This window comes from Streptomyces sp. NPDC032091, assembly GCF_055580265.1.
The window spans coordinates 58786-80744 of sequence record NZ_JBVILR010000026.1; the positions used below are offsets into that span (position 1 = coordinate 58786).

Annotated in this window: 21 protein-coding genes; 9 read left to right on the forward strand and 12 right to left on the reverse strand. The window is 73.6% G+C overall.

Features of this window, described 5'->3' with window-relative positions:
• Positions 1 to 54: 54 nt before the first annotated feature.
• A complete protein-coding gene (locus ACZ5NJ_RS31910; protein ID WP_468769466.1) occupies positions 55 to 705 on the forward strand; it encodes a PhzF family phenazine biosynthesis protein in 651 nt (216 codons plus the stop codon).
• 194 nt (positions 706 to 899) lie between these two features.
• Here the strand turns inward: ACZ5NJ_RS31910 and ACZ5NJ_RS31915 are convergent, their stop codons facing one another.
• Both ACZ5NJ_RS31915 and map read right to left on the reverse strand, forming a co-directional pair.
• Positions 900 to 1547, reverse strand: coding sequence for a biliverdin-producing heme oxygenase (locus tag ACZ5NJ_RS31915; RefSeq protein ID WP_468769468.1), 648 nt, complete (start codon positions 1545 to 1547; stop codon positions 900 to 902).
• Positions 1548 to 1677: 130 nt separating this feature from the next.
• Positions 1678 to 2535, reverse strand: a complete 858-nt coding sequence (gene map / locus ACZ5NJ_RS31920) for a type I methionyl aminopeptidase (protein WP_468769470.1) — start codon at positions 2533 to 2535, stop codon at positions 1678 to 1680.
• Between the two features lie 81 nt (positions 2536 to 2616).
• On the opposite strand from map, the gene ACZ5NJ_RS31925 reads away from it, so the two are divergent.
• Complete coding sequence (locus ACZ5NJ_RS31925; protein WP_468769472.1) at positions 2617 to 2865, forward strand: hypothetical protein; 249 nt, start codon at positions 2617 to 2619, stop codon at positions 2863 to 2865.
• 10 nt (positions 2866 to 2875) lie between these two features.
• On the opposite strand, the gene ACZ5NJ_RS31930 is transcribed toward ACZ5NJ_RS31925, so the two are convergent.
• A complete protein-coding gene (locus tag ACZ5NJ_RS31930; protein WP_468769474.1) occupies positions 2876 to 3499 on the reverse strand; it encodes a hypothetical protein in 624 nt (207 codons plus the stop codon).
• Positions 3500 to 3595: 96 nt separating this feature from the next.
• On the opposite strand from ACZ5NJ_RS31930, the gene npdG reads away from it, so the two are divergent.
• Together npdG and ACZ5NJ_RS31940 are read left to right on the forward strand one after the other, a co-directional pair.
• Entirely contained in the window at positions 3596 to 4300 is a 705-nt protein-coding gene (gene npdG / locus ACZ5NJ_RS31935) for an NADPH-dependent F420 reductase (protein WP_468769476.1), read from the forward strand.
• Between the two features lie 103 nt (positions 4301 to 4403).
• Positions 4404 to 4586: a hypothetical protein gene (locus ACZ5NJ_RS31940; protein WP_079426446.1), complete on the forward strand. Its 183-nt coding sequence runs from the start codon at positions 4404 to 4406 to the stop codon at positions 4584 to 4586.
• Between the two features lie 14 nt (positions 4587 to 4600).
• On the opposite strand, the gene ACZ5NJ_RS31945 is transcribed toward ACZ5NJ_RS31940, so the two are convergent.
• Positions 4601 to 5401 (reverse strand): site-2 protease family protein, encoded by an 801-nt coding sequence (locus ACZ5NJ_RS31945; protein WP_468769478.1) that lies wholly within the window; start codon positions 5399 to 5401, stop codon positions 4601 to 4603.
• 62 nt (positions 5402 to 5463) lie between these two features.
• Between ACZ5NJ_RS31945 and ACZ5NJ_RS31950 the strand changes: the two genes are divergently transcribed.
• Positions 5464 to 8760 (forward strand): AfsR/SARP family transcriptional regulator, encoded by a 3297-nt coding sequence (locus ACZ5NJ_RS31950; RefSeq protein ID WP_468769480.1) that lies wholly within the window; start codon positions 5464 to 5466, stop codon positions 8758 to 8760.
• Between the two features lie 59 nt (positions 8761 to 8819).
• On the opposite strand, the gene ACZ5NJ_RS31955 is transcribed toward ACZ5NJ_RS31950, so the two are convergent.
• The 3 genes from ACZ5NJ_RS31955 to panB all read right to left on the reverse strand — a co-directional run bounded on the left by ACZ5NJ_RS31955 (position 8820) and on the right by panB (position 11656).
• A complete protein-coding gene (locus ACZ5NJ_RS31955; RefSeq protein WP_468769482.1) occupies positions 8820 to 9662 on the reverse strand; it encodes an ABC transporter permease in 843 nt (280 codons plus the stop codon).
• Positions 9659 to 10681, reverse strand: coding sequence for an ATP-binding cassette domain-containing protein (locus ACZ5NJ_RS31960; RefSeq protein ID WP_468769484.1), 1023 nt, complete (start codon positions 10679 to 10681; stop codon positions 9659 to 9661). Before ACZ5NJ_RS31960 ends, ACZ5NJ_RS31955 begins: the two co-directional genes overlap by 4 nt.
• Before the next feature lie 114 nt (positions 10682 to 10795).
• Positions 10796 to 11656: a 3-methyl-2-oxobutanoate hydroxymethyltransferase gene (gene panB / locus ACZ5NJ_RS31965; protein ID WP_395512041.1), complete on the reverse strand. Its 861-nt coding sequence runs from the start codon at positions 11654 to 11656 to the stop codon at positions 10796 to 10798.
• Between the two features lie 307 nt (positions 11657 to 11963).
• Here panB and ACZ5NJ_RS31970 point away from each other — a divergent pair, with 307 nt between their 5' ends.
• On the forward strand, positions 11964 to 13013 hold the full coding sequence (locus ACZ5NJ_RS31970) for an endonuclease/exonuclease/phosphatase family protein (RefSeq protein ID WP_468769486.1): 1050 nt from the start codon (positions 11964 to 11966) through the stop codon (positions 13011 to 13013).
• Between the two features lie 113 nt (positions 13014 to 13126).
• Here the strand turns inward: ACZ5NJ_RS31970 and ACZ5NJ_RS31975 are convergent, their stop codons facing one another.
• Together ACZ5NJ_RS31975 and ACZ5NJ_RS31980 are read right to left on the reverse strand one after the other, a co-directional pair.
• Complete coding sequence (locus ACZ5NJ_RS31975) at positions 13127 to 14881, reverse strand: NAD+ synthase (protein WP_468769488.1); 1755 nt, start codon at positions 14879 to 14881, stop codon at positions 13127 to 13129.
• 69 nt (positions 14882 to 14950) lie between these two features.
• Positions 14951 to 16519: a DUF4352 domain-containing protein gene (locus ACZ5NJ_RS31980; protein WP_468769489.1), complete on the reverse strand. Its 1569-nt coding sequence runs from the start codon at positions 16517 to 16519 to the stop codon at positions 14951 to 14953.
• Between the two features lie 274 nt (positions 16520 to 16793).
• Here ACZ5NJ_RS31980 and ACZ5NJ_RS31985 point away from each other — a divergent pair, with 274 nt between their 5' ends.
• Both ACZ5NJ_RS31985 and ACZ5NJ_RS31990 read left to right on the forward strand, forming a co-directional pair.
• A complete protein-coding gene (locus ACZ5NJ_RS31985) occupies positions 16794 to 17594 on the forward strand; it encodes a DUF998 domain-containing protein (RefSeq protein ID WP_468769491.1) in 801 nt (266 codons plus the stop codon).
• A complete protein-coding gene (locus ACZ5NJ_RS31990) occupies positions 17591 to 18508 on the forward strand; it encodes an alpha/beta fold hydrolase (RefSeq protein WP_468769493.1) in 918 nt (305 codons plus the stop codon). The genes ACZ5NJ_RS31985 and ACZ5NJ_RS31990 overlap by 4 nt, the downstream gene beginning before the upstream one ends.
• On the opposite strand, the gene ACZ5NJ_RS31995 is transcribed toward ACZ5NJ_RS31990, so the two are convergent.
• From ACZ5NJ_RS31995 to ACZ5NJ_RS32005, 3 genes are all read right to left on the reverse strand, one after another.
• A complete protein-coding gene (locus ACZ5NJ_RS31995; RefSeq protein WP_468769495.1) occupies positions 18477 to 19205 on the reverse strand; it encodes a DUF305 domain-containing protein in 729 nt (242 codons plus the stop codon). The two genes, ACZ5NJ_RS31990 and ACZ5NJ_RS31995, sit on opposite strands and share 32 nt — an antisense overlap.
• Positions 19202 to 19861 (reverse strand): DUF3105 domain-containing protein, encoded by a 660-nt coding sequence (locus tag ACZ5NJ_RS32000; protein WP_468769496.1) that lies wholly within the window; start codon positions 19859 to 19861, stop codon positions 19202 to 19204. Before ACZ5NJ_RS32000 ends, ACZ5NJ_RS31995 begins: the two co-directional genes overlap by 4 nt.
• Positions 19862 to 19932: 71 nt before the next feature.
• The gene (locus ACZ5NJ_RS32005) at positions 19933 to 20376 is read right to left on the reverse strand and encodes a hypothetical protein (RefSeq protein ID WP_468769498.1); all 444 of its coding nucleotides are present in this window, start codon (positions 20374 to 20376) and stop codon (positions 19933 to 19935) included.
• Positions 20377 to 20549: 173 nt separating this feature from the next.
• Here ACZ5NJ_RS32005 and ACZ5NJ_RS32010 point away from each other — a divergent pair, with 173 nt between their 5' ends.
• Positions 20550 to 21911 (forward strand): glutamine synthetase family protein, encoded by a 1362-nt coding sequence (locus ACZ5NJ_RS32010; protein ID WP_344153501.1) that lies wholly within the window; start codon positions 20550 to 20552, stop codon positions 21909 to 21911.
• The last annotated feature ends 48 nt before the right edge of the window (positions 21912 to 21959 follow it).

Below are 21959 nucleotides of genomic sequence, written 5' to 3' on the forward strand. Positions count from 1 at the left end.
GCGCCGGGGGGCGCACGGGGCCGGGTCCGCGCCGGGCCGTGCTTCAATGCCGCTGTGAACGATCTCGACGTGATCAAGGTGTTCTGCGCGGGTGACGGCCGGCACGGCAACCTGCTCGGAGTCGTCCGCGACGGCCGTACCGTCCCGGACGACGCGGCCCGGCAGGCCCTCGCCGCCGAACTCGGCTACAGCGAGACGGTGTTCGTCGACGACCCCGAGCGCGGCGTCGTCGACATCCGCACCCCCGGCACGCGCATGTCCTTCGCCGGACACCCGCTGGTCGGCGTCGCCTGGCTGCTCGACATCGAGGAGCTCCAGCCGCCCGCCGGCCCCGTGTGGGCCCGCGGCGACGGGGAGTTCACCTGGATCACCGCCCGCCCCGAGTGGGTCACCGGCAAGCGCACCCGGCAGTACGCCAGCGCCGCCGAGGTCGAGGCGCTGCCCACCCCGCCGCCCGGCGAGGGCTGGCTCTACGCCTGGGCCTGGGAGGACGAGCCCGCCGGCCGGATCCGCGCCCGGGGCTTCCCGCGCCGCCCCGACGGGGTGATCGCCGAGGACGAGGCCACCGGCTCGGCGGCGATCCTCCTCACCGCCGAACTGGGCCGCGCCCTGAACATCACCCAGGGCGCCGGCTCCCAACTGCTCACCGCCCCGGCCCCGGACGGCACGGTGGAACTGGGCGGCCGCGTCCGCTTCGCGGCCTAGGGGGTGTCCGCAAAGTAGCGTCGTCCGCCCGCAGGGCGGGCCCTGCGGCGTCCGGTGCGTGCTCTCGGTGCGCCGGGCGCGAGACCTCGTACTGGACGTACTCGGTCTTGCGCCCGGTGCGGCGAGAGTGCGTGCCGGGCGTCGCGGGGCAGGCGGGACTTTGCGGACACCCCCTAGGAACACGCCCCCTGGCGCTACGCGCTGATCCGGAACTCCTCCCCGAGCTCCCGGAACACGGCCCCGTTGAAGTCGAAGGCCCGCTTGCACTCGTCGACGATCCGCCGCTTCTCCAGGTCGTCGGCGGCGATCGCGTCGAGCAGCTCGCGGTACTCCCGCTTGAACGCCGCCGGATTGGCGATGTCCGCGAAGACGTAGAACCGCACCCCGTCGCCCTTGCGCGCGAAGCCCCAGGTCCGCTCCGCCCTGTCCCGGATGATCTGCCCGCCGGAGAGGTCGCCCAGGTAGCGGGTGTAGTGGTGGGCGACGTACCCGCCCGGCCAGCTCCGCGCGCAGTGCGCCACCCGGGCCGCGTACGCCTCCGTCGCGGGCAGCGCCGACACCCTCTCCCGCCAGCCGGGCCCGATCAGGTGCGCCAGGTCCCGCTCGATCTCGGCGACCCGCATCAGCTCCGGCCGGATGAACGGGCCCGCCACCGGGTCCTGGCGCAGGGCGCCGGCCGCGTCCTCCAGCGCCCGGTACACGAACCACAACTGCTCGGTGTAGCGGGTGTAGGCGTCCACTCCGAGCCGACCGCCGAGCAGGTCGCCCATGAACGCGGAGGTCTCGGCTTCGGTGTGCTGCTCGTGCGAGGCGACACGGATGAGCGTGGAGAAGGCGTCCAAGACGGACCTCCGCAGAAGAGGAATCGGGCGCGGCGACACCGCCGCCACGCCCGATCCTCCTGCTTAGGCATACCTAAGTCAATGTGTTCCCGACGGGTTGTCGGTAAAAAGTCCCCTACGGCGAAGGCCGCTACGGCAGGGTCAGGATCTCCGCCCCGGTCTCCGTCACCACCAGCGTGTGCTCGAACTGCGCCGTCCGCTTGCGGTCCTTCGTGACGACCGTCCAGCCGTCCTCCCACATGTCGTACTCGTGGGTGCCCAGCGTCAGCATCGGCTCGATCGTGAACGTCATGCCCGGCTCCATGACCGTGGTCGCGTGCGGGCTGTCGTAGTGCGGGATGATCAGACCGGAGTGGAACGACGAGTTGATGCCGTGCCCGGTGAAGTCCCGGACCACGCCGTAGCCGAACCGCTTCGCGTACGACTCGATGACCCGCCCGATCACGTTGATCTGGCGGCCCGGCTTGACCGCCTTGATGGCCCGGTTCAGGGCCTCGCGGGTGCGCTCCACCAGCAGCCGCGACTCCTCGTCGACCTCGCCGCACAGGTAGGTGGCGTTGTTGTCGCCGTGCACACCGCCGATGTACGCGGTGACGTCGAGGTTGACGATGTCGCCGTCGCGCAGGACGGTCGAGTCGGGGATGCCGTGGCAGATGACCTCGTTGAGCGAGGAGCACAGGGACTTGGGGAAGCCCCGGTAGCCCAGCGTCGACGGGTAGGCGCCGTGGTCGCACATGTACTCGTGCGCGACGCGGTCCAGCTCGTCCGTGGTCACCCCCGGCGCGATGTGCTTCGCGGCCTCCTCCATCGCCTGCGCGGCGATGCGGCCCGCGACGCGCATGGCCTCGATGGTCTCGGCGGACTGCACCTCGGGTCCGGTGTACGGCTTCGGGCCGGGCTTGCCCACGTACTCGGGACGGCGGATGTTTCCGGGAACGGAACGGGCGGGAGAGAGCTCGCCTGGTACGAGCAGCGACTGGCCAGACATGCAAGCGAGTGTATCGAGCGGTCTTGGGGCAGCATGGCGCTGTAGAGAGGACCGAGAGGGACCGAGAGGAGCCTGGAGACGATGGCCCTGTTCAAGAAGCGGCAGGTGGGCAAGCCGGGCGAGTGGTACTACTGCCTGGTCCACAAGAAGGTCGAGGAGGGCCCGGAGTGCCCCGCCAAGGACCGCTTCGGCCCGTACACCACGCCGGAGGAAGCCGCCCACGCCATGGAGACGGCGCAGGAACGCAACCTCGAATGGCAGAACGACCCCCACTGGAACGACAGGACCCGCGAGGACGAGGGGGACGGCACCGGCACCGCCACCCCCTGACGGACCCCCGTCACCAGCGGCTGGGCGGCGGCGCGGTCAGCTGATCGGCCAGCCGCGCCAGCCGGTCCCGCAGCCGCCGCACCCCCGTGCCGGCCCCCGCGCCCCGCCGCACCGGCAGGCCGTTCTCCCCGGCCGCCGCCCCGACCAGGTGCTGCACCGTGTCCAGGTCCAGGGCGCAGTCCGCCGCCGGCACCGACAGCGCGTCGTGCGCGAGGGCGCCCAGATCCGCGTCCCCGCCGTCCAGGGACAGCACGGTCGCCCCCGCCCGCCGGGCGTCGTGGACCCGCTCCAGCAGGCCCTCGCCCGGCCGCTCCGGAGCCACCACCAGCAGGGTGTGCCCGCGCCGGGCCGCCTCCAGCCGGCCCAGACCGACGGACAGGTGCGGCGGCTCGCCCGGCCGCACCCGGTGCCGCACCAGCGTCGGCGCCAGCTCCGGCTGCCCCGACCAGGCGGCCTCGTCCACCAGGTGCGCCGCCAGGTGCCAGGGCTCGTACCGCTCCGTCCCCACCAGCAGCAGGCCCCCGCCGGCCGGCACCACCGCCCGCCGCAGCGACCCGGCGAACCTCCGCGCCTCACCCGGCCACGGCGTCCCGGCGAGCACCTCGCGCAGCAGAGCCACCCTCACGGCATCCATGGCCCGCATCCTGCCGCACACGCCGGGCCCCACGGAGCGCTTCCGTCCCTCTCCCACCCCTTCGACCCCGGCGTACCCGGCAGTACGCTCGCCCCCATGACTTCCTCAGACAGCACGCAGAAGCCGCCGGCCAAGGACCCCTGGGACCTCCCCGACGTCTCCGGCCTGGTCGTCGGCGTCCTCGGCGGCACCGGCGACCAGGGCCGGGGCCTCGCCTACCGCCTCGCCCGCGCGGGCCAGAAGGTCATCATCGGCTCCCGCGCCGCCGACCGCGCCGAGACCGCCGCCCGGGAACTGGGCCTCGGCGTCGAGGGCGCCGACAACGCCGAGTGCGCCCGCCGCAGCGACATCGTCATCATCGCGGTGCCGTGGGAGGGCCACGCCAAGACCCTGGAGGCCCTGCGCGAGGACCTCGCCGGCAAGCTCGTCGTGGACTGCGTCAACCCGCTGGGCTTCGACAAGCAGGGCGCCTACGCCCTCCGGGTCGAGGAGGGCAGCGCCGCCCAGCAGGCCGCCGCCCTGCTCACGGACTCCCGGGTCACCGCGGCCTTCCACCACCTCTCCGCGGTCCTCCTCCAGGACACCTCCGTCGAGGAGATCGACACCGACGTCATGGTCCTCGGCGAGTCCCGCGCCGACACCGACCTCGTCCAGGCCCTCGCCGCCCGCATCCCCGGCATGCGCGGGGTCTTCGCGGGCCGCCTGCGCAACGCCCACCAGGTGGAGGCGATGGTCGCCAACCTCATCTCCACCAACCGCCGCTACAAGGCCCACGCGGGCCTCCGCCTCACGGACGTCTGAGCAGCCACCCCCGGGCCCCGCGCCGCCGACGCGGGGCCCCGGCGGGGATGGGGGACACTGGAGGGGCTCGACCCCGTTTCGTGTCGCCGAGGAGCTGTTCCCGATGCCCCGCCTTGCCGTGTTCGCCGTAGTCGTCTGCGTCCTTGCCGTGGCCGCCGCCGTGGTCGCCTTCGTGGAGGGCAGCTTCCTCGGGATCGTGTGGGTCCTGCTCGCGGGCGTGACGTCCAACATGGCCTGGTTCTATGTGCGCAAGGCCAAGGCCGAGAAGCAGCGCACCGCCGCCTGAGGGGTGCCCGCCCGTCAGTCGGTCGGGACCGCGCAGAAGCCGTCCTGCTCGCGCCAGAAGCGGTACAGGTCGTGGCCGCAGTACGTCTCCAGGTCCTCCACGCCCAGCGCGCGCAGGACCGCCTGGACCGCGTCGAAGAAGACAGCGTTCACCTGCGGGATCCACAGCAGCGCGAACACCCCGATCAGCGCGAACGGCGCCAGCGGCGCGAGCTCGCGGCGGGCGCGGTGCGACAGCCAGGGCTCGATGACCCCGTAACCGTCCAGGCCCGGGACCGGCAGGAAGTTCAGGATCGCCGCCGAGACCTGGAGCAGCGCCAGGAACGCCAGCGCGAAGCGGAACGTCACCGGCACCCCGTCGAGGGCGCCCAGCCAGAACGGCGCCGTGCACACGACCGCGAAGGCCACGTTCGTTAGCGGGCCCGCCGCCGACACCAGGCTGTGCTTCCAGCGGCCCCGGATCCGGTCCCGCTCGATGTACACCGCCCCGCCGGGCAGGCCCAGCCCGCCCAGGATCACGAAGACCACCGGCAGCACGATGCTGAGCAGCGCGTGCGTGTACTTCAGCGGGTTCAGGGTGAGGTAGCCCTTGGCTCCGACGCTGATGTCACCGCCGTGCAGCGCGGTACGGGCGTGCGCGTACTCGTGCAGGCACAGCGAGACCACCCACGCCGAGGTGACGAAGAGGAACACGGCCAGCCCCGGGCTCGTCGCGTACCCCGTCCACACCGCCCAGCCCGTCACCGCCATGACGGCCACGATGCCGAGGAAAACGGAACTGACACGCCGCTCGCTGCGGCCACCCTGGTGAACCATGCGGCGAAACCTATCCCGGCCGCGCGGTCAGCCCGCCCCCGGGGGCCGGGGACAATGGGCCGGTGCGCTACGCGATTCTCGGCACCGCCCAGGCCATCCGCGACGACGGAACCCCCGTCGCCGTCGGCGGAGCGCGCCTGCGCGCCCTCCTGACCGCCCTCGCCCTGCGCCCCGGCCGGACCGTACCCGCCGGACTGCTCGTCACCGAGGTGTGGGACGCCGACCCGCCGGCCGACGCCCCCGCCGCGCTCCAGGCCCTGGTGGCCCGGCTGCGGCGGGCCCTGGGACACGGGGCCGTGCGCTCCGCGGAGGGCGGCTACCGGCTGGACGCCGGACGTGACGACGTCGACCTGTACCGCTTCGAAGGGCTCGTGCGCTCCGCCGCTGCCGCCCCGGACCCCGCCCGGGCGGCGGCCCTGTACGACGAGGCCCTCGCCCTGTGGCGGGGCCCCGCGCTGGACTCCCTCCCCGACCCGTCGGCCGAGTCCGCCCGCTGGGAGGCCGTACGGATGGACGCGCGCCGGGGCCGGCTCGGCGCGGCGCTGGCCCTGGGCGAGGCGGAACGGGCCCTGCCGGAGCTGACCGAACTGTGCGCCCGCCACCCCCTGGACGAGTCCCTGCAGTCCCTCCGCATCCGGGCCCTCCGCGCCGCCGGCCGCCCCGCCGAGGCCCTGGCCGCCTACGAGACCGTCCGCCGGGACCTCTCCGAGCGCCTCGGCACGGACCCGGGCCCGGCCCTGCGCGCCCTCCACACCGAACTCCTCTCGGGCACCCCCGCCCCGCAGCCCGCCCCGCCGGCCCCCGCCGCCCCGCACACCGGGGCCCCGGCCGGGGGCGTCGCCGGGAACCTGCGGGCACGGCTGACCACCTTCGTCGGCCGGGAGGAGGACATCCGGGTCATCGGGAGCGACCTCGCCCGGTCCCGCCTCGTCACCCTCCTCGGACCCGGCGGGGCCGGCAAGACCCGGCTGTCCCAGGAGGCCGCCGAAGCGCACCCCGCGGCCGACTGGCCCGACGGCGTCTGGCTCGTCGAACTGGCCCCCGTCGACGACCCCGAGGACGTCGCCGAAGCCGCCCTCGCCGCCGTCGGCGCCCGCGAGACCAGGCTGCGCGCCGCCGCCGCCGAGGAGCTGCGCGCGCTCACCGACCGCGCCGGCGACCGGCCCCTCGACCGGCTCGCCGAGCACTGCTCCCGACGCCGCCTCCTGCTGCTCCTGGACAACTGCGAGCACGTGATCGGGGCCGCCGCCGAGCTCGCCGAGCGGATCCTGACCCAGTGCCCCGGGGTGCGGATCCTCGCCACCAGCCGGGAACCCCTGGGCGTGCCCGGCGAGTTGCTGCGGCCCGTCGAGCCGCTGCCCGACCCCGTCGCGCTGCGGCTGCTCGACGACCGCGGCGCCGCCGCCCGGCCCGGCTTCCGGGTCGCCGACGACCCGGAGGCCGCCGCCGAGATCTGCCGCCGCCTCGACGGACTGCCGCTCGCCATCGAGCTGGCCGCCGCCCGGCTGCGCCTGCTCACCCTCCGCCAGATCGCCGACCGGCTCGACGACCGCTTCCGCCTCCTCACCGGCGGAGCCCGCACCGTACTGCCCCGCCAGCAGACCCTGCGCGCCGTCGTCGACTGGTCCTGGGAGCTCCTCGACGAGCCCGAACGGGCCGTCCTGCGCCGGCTGTCCGTCTTCGCCGGCGGCTGCGACCTGGAGGCCGCCGAGGCCGTCTGCGCGGACGGCAGCGGCCTCGACGTCGCCGACCTCATGGCGGCCCTCGTCGACAAGTCCCTCGTCGTCGCCGCCCCCGGCCCGGCCGGCGACATGCGCTACCGCCTCCTGGAGACCGTCGGCGAGTACGCCGCCGAGCGGCTGGAGGAGGCCGACCGCGAGGAGACCGAACACCGCCACCTCGTCCACTACCGCGAACTCGCCCGCACCACCGAGCCCCTGCTGCGCGGCCACGGCCAGCGCGCGGCCGCCGACCGCATCGCCACCGAGTACGAGAACCTCCGCACCGCCCTGCGCCGCGCCGTCGCCGTCCGGGACGTCGGCGAGGTGCTGTGCCTGATCCACGCCCTCACCTGGTACTGGCACATGCAGGACCTGCGCACCGAGACCCGGCACTGGACGGAGGCCGCCGCCGCCCTCGGCCCCGACCCCTTCGCGCCGCCCCACGTCCCGGCCGAGCCCGTCCTGGAGCGACTCCTCGACTCGCCCCCGCCCTACTCGGGGGAGCTCCTCACCGAGGCCTGGCGCGCCGTGCACCTGCTGCGCCTCTCCTCCCGCGACCACACGTCCGCCACCTGGGACAGCCCGGAGGCCCGCGCCGAGGTGGAAGGGGTCCTCGCCACCTACCGGCCCGGCCTCCCGCAGACCTGCTGTACGCCGGGCTCCCTGTGGATCTACGCTGTCATGATCGCGGGGGAGGCCGGACTGCTCAGACGGGTCGTCGACGAGACCCTCGACACCGCCCGGGCCCTCGGCCACGGCTACCGCTGGGAACTGGCCTCCGCCCTCCAGCTGCGGGCCAACATCCTCGCCAACCGCGCCGACTGGGCCGGCGACGCCTCCCGCGACGCCGACGAGAGCCTCGCCCTCTTCCGCGAGCTCGGCGACGACTGGGGCTGCGCCGAAGCGCTGTCCGCGCGCGCCGAGTCCCGGGAGAAGAGCGGCGCGTACGACCTCGCCTGCCAGGACTACCTCGAAGCCATCACCTACGCCGAACGGCTCGGCGCCCAGGCCCAGGTGATGGTGCTGCGCGTACGGATGGCCGGGTCCCTCATGGAGGGCGGCCGGCTGGAGGAGGCGGAGGAGATCCTCGGCGGGATCACCGCCACCGAGCAGTGGTTCGGCAACGAGGCCATGCCCGCCGCCCGCATGTTCTACGCGGGACTCCTCGGCCGCACCGGCCGGATCTCCGAGGCCCGCGCCCAGATCGCGGTCCTGCGCGAGGAGTTCGCCCTCGGCGCGTTCGCCGTCTTCGACGTGTTCCTGCAGGCGACGGCGGCCTGGCTGGACAACCAGGAGGGCAAGTGCGAGGACGCCCTGGAGCGGATCCGGGACGCCCGGGCGGCCATGCGCCACCCGCTCGCGGCGATGGTCGCCCCGCAGCTGCCCGCCGTGTTCCTGGTGACGGCCGCCGTCTCCCTCGCCTTGCTCGGCGGCCGGGAGCGGGCGTACGACGCGGCGCGGCTGGTCGGCGCCTACCAGGCGCACCTGCCGCCCCGGCACGTCCCGGTCACCGCGGAACGCGAGGACGCCGCCCGTGCCGAGGAACTCGCCCGGGCGGCGCTGGGGGACGCGGCGTACGAGGCCGCGCGCGCCGAAGGCGGCGGCCTCACGATGGAGGAGGCCGCCGCCCTCTACTGACCCGCCCCCCGTACGGGGCCCGGTCCGGGACGCGATCCGGAACGGACCGTCCGCCCGGATCAGGTCTTCTGGCGGAACTTGCGGACCGCGATCGGCATGGTGACGGCGGTGATGCCCACCGACCACGCCAGCGTGATCCACACGGAGTTGCCCAGCGGGGTGCCGTTGATCAGCCCGCGGGCCGCGTCGGCCAGGTTGGACAGCGGGTTCACGTCGGTGAAGCTCTGCAGCCAGCCGGGCATCGTCGTCGGCGGGGCGAAGATCGAGCTGCCGAACTGCAGCGGCATCAGGACGATCATCGCCATGCCCTGGACGGCCTGGGCCGTCTTCAGGGTCAGACCCAGCAGGATGAAGATCCACATCAGGGAGGCGCCGAAGACGGCCGACAGCCCGATGGCGAGGAACAGGTCCAGCACCGAGGTCTTGATGGACAGACCCAGGATGAAGCCCACGGCGAGTAGGATCGCGATGGCGACCATCATCCGGCCGAGCTCGACCACGATCTTCGCGACGAGGACCGAGGACCGGGCGATCGGCATGGACCGGAAGCGGTCCATCACGCCCTTCTTGAAGTCGTCGTTGACGCCGGTGCCGACACCCATGGCGATGTTCATGCCCATCATCGCCATCAGGCCCGGGACCACGTAGTTGACGTACTCGCCCTGGTTGCCCTTGCCGGAGATCGCGCCGCCGAAGACGAACACGAACAGCAGCGTGAAGATGATCGGCATGAACAGGACGTCGAACATCGACTCCGGGTCCTGCTTGATCTGGAGGGCGTTGCGGCGCACCAGGGCGCCGATGTGCCGCAGGTTGCCCCGCAGGCCGATCCGGCCGTCCTCGGACGGGGCCGCCGCGGCGGCCCGGGGGGCCGCGGGCTTGGTGGTGGTGACGGTGCTCATACCGCGACCTCCTCGGTCTTCTCGGTGGGAACGGAGTCCTCGGACACGGCGGGCCGCTGTCCGGTGATGGAGAGGAACACCTCGTCCAGGCTGGGCAGGTAGGTGCCGAGGTCGGCGATCGCGTACCCGCGCCCGGCCAGCAGGCCGACGACGGCCGTCAGCTGCTCGTCGCTGAGGATCGGGACCAGCAGCACCCCCTCGTCCGGCACGGCCTGGGCGCCGGCCACCCCGTCCAGACCGGCCTCGGACAGGGCGCGGGCCATGTCCGGCAGGTCGGCGGAGGCCACCGGGCGGATCCGCAGGGTCCGGCCGCCGACGCGCGCCTTCAGCTCGTCGACCTTGCCGTTGGCGATGACCTTGCCGCGGTCGATGACCGTCAGCTCGCTCGCCAGCTGCTCGGCCTCCTCCATGTACTGGGTGGTGAGCAGGACCGTGGCCCCCTCGGCGACCATCCGCTGCACCTCGTCCCACACCTCGTTGCGGGTGCGGGGGTCCAGACCGGTGGTCGGCTCGTCCAGGTACAGGACGGCCGGGCGGCCGATCATCGAGGCGGCCAGGTCGAGCCGGCGGCGCATGCCGCCGGAGTAGTGCATCGCGGCCTTCTTCGCGGCCTCGGTGAGGGAGAACCGCTCCAGCAGCTCGTCGGCCCGCGACCGGGCCTCCTTGCGGGACAGGTCCAGCAGCCGGCCGATCATGTAGAGGTTCTCCCAGCCGGAGAGCTTCTCGTCGACCGAGGCGTACTGGCCGGTCAGGCCTATGGTGCGGCGCAGCTGCCGCGGCTGGCGGACCACGTCGTAGCCCGCGACCGTCGCCGTGCCGGCGTCGGGCACGATCAGCGTGGACAGGCAGCGGACCAGCGTGGTCTTGCCCGCGCCGTTCGGACCGAGGACGCCGAGCACGGTGCCCTCGCGGACGAAGAGGTCGACCCCGTCCAGGGCCTTCGTGTCGCCGTAGTGCTTCACCAGCCCCCGCACTTCTACGGCGTGGGGGTTCTTGTCGTTTCGCGTCATGTCCACCATGGGACCAGCCGCCACCGACAAAGCCCCGACAGCCGGCCGACGGCGTACCGACGGCGTACCGACGGCCCGTCGGCAGCCCGGAGGAGGGCTGCCGGCGGGCCGTCCGCGGACCCGCTAGTGGAAGGCGTGCTCCGGCTGCGGGAACGATCCGCCGACGACGTCCTCGGCGAACGCCTTCGCCGCGTCACCCATGGTCGCGCGCAGGTTCGCGTACTGCTTCACGAACCGCGGCATCTTCCCGCCGGTCAGGCCCATCATGTCGGTCCACACCAGCACCTGCGCGTCGCACTCCGCGCCCGCCCCGATGCCCACGGTCGGGATGTGCAGGGACCGGGTGACCTCGGCGGCCAGCTCGGCCGGGACCAGCTCCAGCACCACCGCGAAGGCGCCCGCGTCCTGCGCCGCCTTCGCGTCGCGCAGCAGCTGGTGCGCGGCCTCGTCACCGCGGCCCTGCACCCGGTAGCCCATGGCGTTCACGGACTGCGGGGTCAGGCCCAGGTGGGACATGACCGGGATGCCGGACTGCACGATCAGCTCGGTCTGGGCGAGCGAGCGCTCGCCGCCCTCCAGCTTCACGGCCCCGACACCGGCCTCCTTGACCAGCCGGGTCGCGCTGCGCAGCGCCTGCACGGCGCCTTCCTGGTACGAGCCGAACGGCAGGTCGCCGACGACCAGGGCCCGGCTGGTGCCCCGTACGACGGCCGCCGACAGCAGGGTCATCTCGTCCATCGTCACGGGGACGGTGGTCTCGTAGCCGAGGTGACAGTTGCCCATCGAGTCGCCGACGAGGATGACCGGGATGCCGGCCTCGTCGAACACGGACGCCGTCATGGCGTCGTACGCGGTGAGCATGGGCCACTTCTCGCCGCGCTCCTTGGCGAGGGTGAGGTCGCGGACGGTGATCCGCCGGGTGCCCGTGCCCCCGTACAGGGTGGGGGAGGCTGCTTCGCGGGCAGGCGAAACGGCATGCGTCATTGCAACTGCTCCTTGTGTCATCTCGAGGCGCCCTCACGGCGTCCCCGGACTCACCCACCATGGTGGCACTCCCTCGGGCGTGGACGGAAGTGCCGCAGCGGCGGCGCACCGACCGGTCCGTCACACTCCTGGCCGGGCTCCAGGCGCACCGGAGCCAATGTGCGCGTTTCGTGACAAGCGGAACCCCGGCCGCACGGCCGTTCGTCCTCCCGGTCGTACGTCCGTGAAGGACGACACGGAAGGCTCCCGTCATCGCCTAGGGTCAAGGGGCGGGGACGGAGCGCGAGCACGGCAGCGAGGACATGGCATGGCACAGGCGTACCTGACGGAGACGGGGAACGGCGGCTCCGAGCCCGGGCCCTCCGGATCCGGTCTGCGACGCCGATGGGCCGCGCTGCGTCGCAGACTGGCGGAGCTGCGCCGCGATCCCGGCATCTGGAAGCGGGGCATCGTCACCGCGGCCTTCGCGCTGCTGATCTCCGGGATCATGGTCTTCCACGCGGACCTGCCCAACGACGTCGGCAACCTCGGCAGCCTCACCGAGACCTTCCTGCCCTGGCTGGGCGTGTTCGTGCCGGTCCTGCTGGTCATCGCGGTGGTCCGCAGGTCCGCGACCGCCCTGCTCGCGATACTGCTGACGGCCGCGGTCTGGGTGAACCTCTTCGGCGGACTGGTCACCGACAAGTCGGGCCCCGGCGGCAACCTGGTGGTCGCCACCCACAACGTCGACGCCGACAACCCCGACCCGCGCGGCACGGCCCGTTCCGTCGCCAGGTCCGGAGCCGACGTCCTGGCCCTCACCGAGCTCAAGGCCGGCGCCGTCCCGATCTACGAGGAGGCCCTGGCGGGCACGTACAAGTACCACGCGGTCGAGGGCACCGTCGGCGTGTGGAGCAAGTACCCGCTGACCTCCAGCAAGCCCGTGGACATCCGGCTGGGCTGGACCCGGGCCATGCGCACCACCGTCGCCGGCCCCTTCGGCGAGATGGGCGTCTACGTCGCCCACCTGCCGTCGGTGCGCGTCAAGCTCAACGCCGGGTTCACCGCCAACCAGCGCGACAACAGCGCCGACGCCCTGGGCGCCGCCCTCGCCGCCGAGCCGCTGAAGAACGTCGTCCTGCTCGGCGACCTCAACGGCACGATGAACGACCGCTCCCTGTCCGAGGTCACCTCGCAGATGCGCTCCACCCAGGGCGCGGCCGGCAACGGCTTCGGCTTCAGCTGGCCCGCCCAGTTCCCGATGGCCCGCATCGACCAGATCATGGTCCGCGGGGTGAAGCCGGAGGCCTCCTGGACCCTGCCGCGCACGGGCAGCGACCACCTCCCGGTCGCGGCGCGGCTCACGGTCCGCAAGTAGGGCGAGGCGTAGGGAAGACGAGGCGTACGGAAGACGGGGCGTACGGAAGACGAGGCGTACCCAAGGGGCCCCGCCGCGGGTGGCGGCGGGGCCCCTTCCGCGTTCCCCGGGCCCTACGGGTGTTCGCGCCAGCCGTTGGTGATCGGCAGCCGGCGGTCCTTCCCGAAGCCCTTCGCCGAGATCTTCGTACCCGGCGGGTACTGGCGCCGCTTGTACTCGGCCGTGTCGACCATCCGGATGGTCCTCGCCACCAGCGCGCGGTCGAAGCCCGCCTCCACGATCGCCTCCAGCCCCTGGTCGCGGTCCACGTACAGCTCCAGCACCGCGTCCAGCACCGGGTAGTCCGGCAGCGAGTCCGTGTCCACCTGGCCCGGGCGCAGCTCGGCGCTCGGCGGCTTCACGATCGAGTTCTCCGGGATCGGCGGGGTCTCGCCCCGCTCGGCGGCCGCCCGGTTGCGGTACCGGGCGAGCCGGAAGACGTCCGTCTTGTAGACGTCCTTGATCGGCCCGTACGCGCCGACCGAGTCCCCGTAGAGGGTGGAGTAGCCGACGGCCAGCTCCGACTTGTTGCCGGGGGCCAGCACGATGTGCCCCTCCTGGTTGGACAGTGCCATCAGCAGCGTGCCGCGCAGCCGGGACTGGAGGTTCTCCTCGGCCAGGCCGGTGAGCTCCAGCGCGCCCGTGTAGGCGTCGAACATCGGCTCGATGGAGACGGTCCGGAAGTTCAGGCCGGTCCGCCGGGCCAGGTCGGCGGCGTCGTCCCGGGAGTGCTGCGAGGAGTACTTCGAGGGCATCGACACGCCGTACACGTTCTGCGCGCCGATGGCGTCGCAGGCGAGGGCGGCGACGAGCGCGGAGTCGATGCCGCCGGAGAGCCCGATCAGGACGGACCGGAACCCGTTCTTCTTCACGTACGCGCGCAGGCCCACGACCAGCGCGTCGTAGACCTCCTCGTCGTCGTCGAGGCGCTCGGCGTAGCCGCCGGGGACGACCGCTTCGTACGGCTCCACGGGCTCCTCGGAGAGGACGACGCGGTCGATGCGCAAGCCGTCGTCCACGATCCCCCCGGGGGCGTCGGGCCGGGCCGCCGGCAGGTCCAGGTCGACCAGCACGCAGCCCTCGGAGAACTGCGGGGCGCGCATGACGACCTCTCCGGAGGCGTCCACGACGATCGAGTCCCCGTCGAAGACCAGGTCGTCCTGGCCGCCGATCATCGCCAGGTAGGCCAGGGTGCAGCCGGCCTCCTGGGCCCGCTTGCGGACCAGTTCCAGGCGGACGTCGTCCTTGTTGCGCTCGTACGGGGAGGCGTTGACCGAGATCAGCAGTCCGGCTCCGGCGGAGCGGGTGGCGGGGACGCGGCCGCCCTCCTGCCAGAGGTCCTCGCAGATGGCCAGGGCCACGTCGACGCCGCGGACCCGGATCACCGGCTGGGTGTCGCCGGGCACGAAGTAGCGGAACTCGTCGAAGACCCCGTAGTTGGGGAGGTGGTGCTTGGCGAAGCGCAGGACGACCTCGCCGCGGTGCAGCACGGCGGCCGCGTTCTCCGGGGAGCCGGCGGGGCGGCCGAGCCGGGCCACGGCCCGCTCGGCGCGGTCGAGGTAGCCGACGACGACGGGGAGCTCCCCGAAGCCCTCGTCCGCCAGCCGGCGGGCGAGGGCCACCAGCGCGGTGCGGGAGGCGTCGACGAAGGACCCGCGCAGGGCGAGGTCCTCGACGGGGTACCCGGTGAGCGCCATCTCGGGGAACGCCACGAGGTGGGCGCCCTGCTCGGCGGAGTGCCGGGTCCAGTGCACGACCGAGTCGGCGTTGGCGGCGATGTCGCCGACCCGCGAGTCGATCTGATTCAGCGCGAGGCGTAGTTGAGGCACGGGCCCAGTCTAATCGTCTTTCTGACGCGATGTCCTGGACCCGGGCCGCTCGACGGGCTGTTCGACGGGCTATTCGACGGGTCCGGTGAACTTCGCCGGGTCCATCAGGGTGCCGGGGGAGAGCTCGGCGCTGATGCTCTTCGTCCCCTCGGGAACCTGGAAGGCGGCGGTGCCGGTCATGGACTGGCCCGGCTCGATCACGCCCTTGATCCACTTCGGGGTGTCGCCGTCGAAGACGAGCTTGGCGGAGCCGCCCTTGTCGTCCTTGACCTCCGGCATGGCGTAGATGACCTTGTGCGGCTTGTCGGAGTCGTTGGTGAGGGTGAACGACACCTCCACCGCGTTGCCCACGTCCATCCACTCGGCCTTGCTGACGTACTTGTGCGGCGGGGCCACGGTCACCTTGATGCCGTCGGGGTACGCCACGGTCCGGCCGAAGGGGACGGGCGTGCCGAAGCCCGGGCCCTTGGAGCCCTTGGGCTTGGAGGGCTTGGGCGGGAGGGAGAAGCGCGGGGCGGACGGGGTGGGGGAGGGCTCGTCCTGCCAGTCCTCGGGGTCCTCGCCCCACTGGGGGTCGTTCTGCCGCTCGTGGGCGATGCGCTCGTGGGCCCTGTCGAGGATGGCGGTGGTCAGGAACCAGCCGCCGACGGAGGCGGCGAGGCCGGCGATGCCGAGGACGGCGCCGACCACGGACATCGCCTTGCGCCCGGCGCCGCGCCGGGCCCGGGCCAGGCCGCCGCCGGCGAGACCGATACCGGTGAGGGCGAGGCAGGCACCGAGCCAGAAGAGGAACGGGAGGGCGCCGATGGGGAGGGAGAGGATCCCGAGGACGAGCGCGGCGACGGCCAGGCCGTTGGTCCGCGGCGGAGGGGCGGGGTAGTACCCGGCCACCCCGGGGTACCCCGGGTACCCGCCGGGCGGCGGCGGCCCCCAGGACCCGCCGGGCACCGCGTACCCGCCCCCGTGCGGCGGGGGCGGGTACGCCCCGGGCGCGGCGAACGCCCCAGGGGCACCGGGCGCACCGGCGGCGGGCGCGGCGGGCGCTCCGGGCGCGGGCGTCGCCCACGGGTCGACGGGGGCCTGCGGGGGCACCTGCGGTGCGGCGGCGGGGGTGTGCGGGGGCACCTGCGGTGCGGCGGGGGCGGTGGGGGTGGGGGCGGTGGGGGTCTCCGCCGCTGCCCCACCGGCCGCGGCGCCGGCCGCCTCCGCCTTGTTCAGCGACAGCCGCCCGTCCCCGGCACCTCCCTCGGGCGCGGGCGAGGCGGGCTCACCGCCCGAAAGCCGCGCGGTCTCGGCGGGGTCCTCCGCCGGGGTGGCGGGCTTGTCGAGGGACAGCCGGGCCGTCTCGGCGAGGTCCTCGCCCTGGGCCTGGGGCGCGGGGTGCTCCTCGGCGGGGGCGGCGGGCTTGTCCAGCGACAGCCGGGCCGTCTCGGCGAGGTCCTCGTCCGGGAGCTCCGCGGGCTGCTCCTCGGCCGGGGCGGCGGGCGTCTCCAGGGGCAGGCGGGCCGTCTCGGTGGGATTCGGCTGCGTCGGGGACGGCTGGTCTCCGGGGTGGGGCGCCGCCTCGGGTATCGGCGTGCCGCCGGGTTCGGTCGGCGGGCCGGACGGGCGGTTCGGCGGGGTCGGCGGCGTGCTCATACCTGGCGGCGTCCTTGTGAGTGCGGGCTACGGAGATGCGGGCAGCCTGCCACGACCGTCCGTCCCCTCCAACCGGATTGGCCCCCGGCCTCCCCCCGGAGGCGGAAATCTGGCGATCTGTCACCATCCCGCCCACCCGGAGGGGAACGCTCCGCGCCGCCCCCTCGTTCAGCCCGCTGAGGGATTCCGCCGGACGGCCCCCGGCGATCCCCGGCAGCGCCGCCGCGCGGGGCGCCGCGCGTCACCGCCCGATCTGCTGAGGATCATGCACCCCATGGGTACACAAGCCGACCCCGCCCCCGACACCGACCCCCGTCCCGACCCCGAAGACCGCGGCAGCGACACCGGCACCGGGTCCGTCGCCGGCCTCGTCGGCCTCGTCGGCCTCGGCGCGGCCGCGTACACCGCCTGGGTCCTCGAAGTCGTCCTCTCCACGGGCCTCAACCCCATCGAGACGTACGTCAGCGAGCTCGCCGCCCAGGACCAGCCCCTCGGCGGCCTCTTCCGGGCCACCGACTTCACCGCCGGCCTGCTCGTCTTCCTCGGCGGCCTCCTCGCCCTCGCCCGCCTCGCCCGCCTCGCCCGCCTCGCCCGCCCCTTCCGCCTCTCCCGCCCCGCCCTCGACCCCGGCTCCCGCCGCCCCTGGGCGGTCGCCGGCTGGGCCGGGGTCACCCTCTTCGGCGCGGCCACCGCCGCCGACGCCTGGCTGCCGCTCAGCTGCCGGCCGACCGCCGACCCCGTGTGCGCCGCCCGCGAGACCGCCGGCCTGGTCCCGGCCACCCACCAGGCCCACGCCGTCAGCAGCACCCTCGCCATGACCGGCGCCCTCGTCGGGGTCTGCGCCCTGACCGTCGCCGCCCGCCGCTACCGCCGCCTCGCCCCGCTCGCCCGCTACGGCCCCGCCCTCGTCGTCCTGGAACTGCTCGCCACCGCCTGGACCCTGACCGCCATCTCCCTGTTCACCGCCGGGCGCGGCACCTGGGCCCTCGGCGCCGGCCAGCGGCTCCAGGTGCTGCTCGTGGCACTCTGGCTGGGCCTGCTGGCGTACTCCGTCCACAAGGAGCGCCGCACATGACGCACCCGCCCACGGCCGCCCGCTTCCTCCGGGTGGACGGCGTCGCCCTCCACACCGTCGTGGAGGGCGACGGCCCTCCCGTCGTGCTGAGCGCCGGGCTCGCCATGGCCTGGTTCGACTGGGACGAGGTCGCCGCCCTGCTCGTGGCCGCCGGCCGGACCGTCATCCGCTTCGACCGCCCCGGCCACGGCCTCAGCGCCCCGGCCACCACCCCGCCGACCGCCGCGGGCGAGGCCCACCGCATCGCCGGCCTGCTCGACGCGCTCGGCGTCACCGGGCCCGTCACCGTCGTCGGGCACTCCCTCGCCGGCTTCCACGCCGAGGCCTTCGCCCGCCTCCACCCCGGCCGCACCGCCGCCCTGGTGCTGGTCGACTCCAGCGTCGAGGAGTCCCCCCGTACGCTCCTGCCCGCCGCGCTGCGCACCGGCGCCGCCCGCGCCCTCGGCCGGGCCCTCACCGCCGCCGGGATCCCCGCCGCGCTGGGACCCGCCGCCCGGCGGGCCGCCGTACGGGCCTCCCGTACGGGGTCCGGCGCCGGCGACCCGGCCGCGCCGGACCTCGTACGCCGCTGCTACCGCACCGGCCGGGTCTGGCGGGGCATCCTCCTGGAGAACTCCCGCTACCCGGACACCGCCGCCGAACTCCTCGCCCTGCGGGCCCGCCACCCCCTGCCGGCCCCCGCCACCGTCCTCGTCGCGCACGACGGCGGCCACGGCCGCGCCGCGCGGCGCCGGCTCGCCCGCCAGGCGGCCCTCGCCGACCGGCTCGGGGCCCGCTTCGAGGTGGCCGAGCCGGCCGGGCACCTGGTCATGCTGGACCGCCCGCACCAGGTGGCGCGGGCGGTCCGGTACGCGGCGGCCCCGCTCACGCCGGGCCGCCCCCTCACGGGCGCGGCGCGGCCCCCCGCTCCTTGAGCATGTCCGCCATCAGCTTCATCTCCGACTGCTGCGCCTCGACCATGCCCTGGGCCAGCGCCCGCTCGGCCGGGGTCCTGCACTGCCTGGCGCAGCCCTGCGCCATGGCGACGCCGCCCTTGTGGTGCTCGGTCATCAGCTGGAGGTACAGCACCTCGGCGTCCCGGCCACTGCTGGTGCGGAGCTGGTCGAGCTCCTCCTTGGTGGCCATGCCGGGCATGAGCGCGCCGGGCTTCGTGGCCTGCCCCTCGTGCCCCGCCGCGTGGTCCATGGACCCCATGGACCCCATGGACCCCATCGAGGACGAGGATGAGGACCCCATCTCCATCCACGACATCGGCGGCTCGTCCGCCACCACCTTCGGCAGCCCCCACAGGTCCAGCCAGCCCAGCAGCATGCCGCGCTGGTTGGCCTGGGTGTTGGCGATGTCGTACGCGAGCCCGCGGACCGGCTCGCCCTGGGTGCGGTCGCGGACGATGAAGGACATCTCCACCGCCTGCTGGTGGTGCACCGCCATGTCGCGGGCGAAGCCGGCGTCGGGGGAGTAGAGCGCCGGCGTCCGCGAGGCGGCGGAGCCGTCCGCACCGCTCCGGGAGCCGTCCGCCGTGGCGAAGGTGGCCCCCGCCGCGAACAGGGCGGCCAGCACCACCGCCGTGCCGGCGGCCCAGTACGTACGGTTCGTGCGGCTGCGGGTCACTTCTCGCCCAGCCCGTTGGTGCAGGCCGCGCCCGGTTCGGGGGTCTGCGGGCCCTGCACGTACTTGGTGAAGAACTGCGCCACCCGGGGGTCGTCCGCCTTGTCGACCGTCAGCTGCTTGCCCCAGGCGCTGAGCATGATGGGGCCCGCCTGCTCCTTGTCGGGGCTCATCAGGGTGTAGGGGGTCTTGCCCACCTTGCCGGCGAGCGTGTCGACGTCGGCCTTGGCGGCCTTGTCGTTGTACGTGACCCAGACCGCGCCGTGCTCCAGCGAGTGCACGGCGTTCACCTCGGGGATCGGGTTCTTGTAGACGTCGCCGTTGCAGTTCATCCAGCGGGGGTTGTGGTCGCCGCCGACCGGCGGGTTCATCTCGTACTTGACCGGGGTCTCGACGTGGTTGCGTCCGAGCTTCTTGACGTCCCAGCTCTGCTCGCCGTTGACCGGCGCCTTGCGGGCGGCCTCGGCGTCCCGGTCCTTCTGCTTCTGGTCCATGATCACCCACGAGCCGAAGCCGATGAGCGCGGCGACGACCGCCGCGGAGACGCTGATCGCGATGATCTTGTTGCGGCGGTCGCGCGCCTTCTCGGCGCGGCGCATCTCGGCTATGCGGTTCTGGCGGGAGTTGTTGTCGTTCCGGTCCGACGTCCTGCTGGCCATGTGCCCTGTTTCCTTCTGCTGAGGGGGGTGTGGGGGTGGTGCCGGTGGTGTCGTGTACGGCGCCGGACCCGTCAGGTCCGCAGCACTTGCAGGGCGTGCAGGTCGGGAGCGCGCGCGAGGGTCCCCGGCGGCCGCGCCGGGCCCGTGGCGGACGGGAGGGCGCGGAGCGCCGGTCCGGGCCGCGCGGCGGTGACGGCGGGCGGCGGGGCGGGCAGCACGGCCGGGGTCACATGGGACAGGGGCGAACAGCCGGGCAGCTCGTACGGGGACACACAGGCGACCCGCGATCCGGGCGCGCCGTGCGGGCCGGACGCGCCGTGCGGGCCGGGCGCGTCATGCGCGGCGTACGCCCGAACGGGCCCTTCCGCGGCCCGCGCGCCCTGCACGGCCGCCCCGCCCCGCACGCACAGGAACCCCATCCCGGCCGCCACGCCGAGGGCGAGCAGCAGCAGGAGGGCACCGCGACGGGCGTGACGCCCGTGACGCCCGCTCCGCGTGTGCTCCCAGCCCCCCATGGCCGCCGATGGTAATGCTCATGACGGGCCCGAGGTCAGAGCGGGGGTGCCATCGGCCTTGAGGGGTGCGTAATGTGGCGGAAACCACCACTAGGGATACTGGACGGGCCCGGCTGTGCCGCCGGTCCCCTCGGGTTGGTGTGCACAGATCGTCTGAACTGCGAGGATGAGGCATGGACAAGCAGCAGGAATTCGTCCTCCGGACGCTTGAGGAGCGCGACATCCGCTTCGTGCGCCTGTGGTTCACCGACGTACTGGGCTTCCTGAAGTCCGTCGCGGTCGCTCCCGCCGAGCTGGAGCAGGCCTTCGACGAGGGCATCGGTTTCGACGGCTCCGCGATCGAGGGCTTCGCCCGCGTCTACGAGTCCGACATGATCGCCAAGCCGGACCCCGGCACGTTCCAGATACTGCCGTGGCGCGCCGAGGCCCCCGGGACCGCCCGGATGTTCTGCGACATCCTGATGCCGGACGGCTCCCCGTCCTTCGCGGACCCGCGCTACGTCCTCAAGCGCATCCTGGCCAAGACCTCCGACCTGGGCTTCACCTTCTACACCCACCCGGAGATCGAGTTCTTCCTGCTGAAGGACAAGCCGCTGGACGGCACCCGTCCGGTCCCTGCGGACAACTCCGGCTATTTCGACCACACTCCGCAGAACGTGGGCATGGACTTCCGCCGCCAGGCGATCACCATGCTCGAATCCATGGGCATCTCGGTCGAGTTCAGCCACCACGAGGGCGCCCCCGGCCAGCAGGAGATCGACCTCCGCTACGCCGACGCCCTCTCCACGGCCGACAACATCATGACCTTCCGCCTGGTCATGAAGCAGGTCGCGCTGGAACAGGGCGTCCAGGCGACGTTCATGCCGAAGCCCTTCTCGGAGTACCCCGGCTCGGGCATGCACACCCACCTCTCCCTCTTCGAGGGCGACCGCAACGCCTTCTACGAGTCGGGCGCCGAGTACCAGCTCTCGAAGGTCGGCCGCTCCTTCATCGCGGGCCTCCTGAAGCACGCCGCCGAGACCGCCGCGGTGACCAACCAGTGGGTCAACTCGTACAAGCGCATCTGGGGCGGCTCGTCCCGCACCGCCGGCTCCGGCGGCGAGGCCCCCTCGTACATCTGCTGGGGCCACAACAACCGCTCGGCCCTGATCCGCGTCCCGATGTACAAGCCGGGCAAGACCGGTTCCTCCCGGGTCGAGGTCCGCTCGATCGACTCGGGCGCCAACCCCTACCTCACGTACGCCGTCCTCCTGGCGGCGGGCCTCAAGGGCATCGAGGAGGGCTACGAACTCCCGGCGGGCGCCGACGACGACGTCTGGGCCCTCTCCGACGCCGAACGCCGCGCCATGGGCATCGAACCCCTCCCCCAGAACCTCGGCGAGGCCATCTCCCTGATGGAACGCAGCGAACTGGTCGCCGAAACCCTCGGCGAGCACGTCTTCGACTTCTTCCTCCGCAACAAGAAGCAGGAGTGGGAGGAATACCGCTCGGAGGTCACGGCCTTCGAACTCCGCAAGAACCTCCCGGTGCTGTAGCCGCGGGATGTGCTGACGCTCCGGGCCGGGGGTCGGTGACCCTCGGCC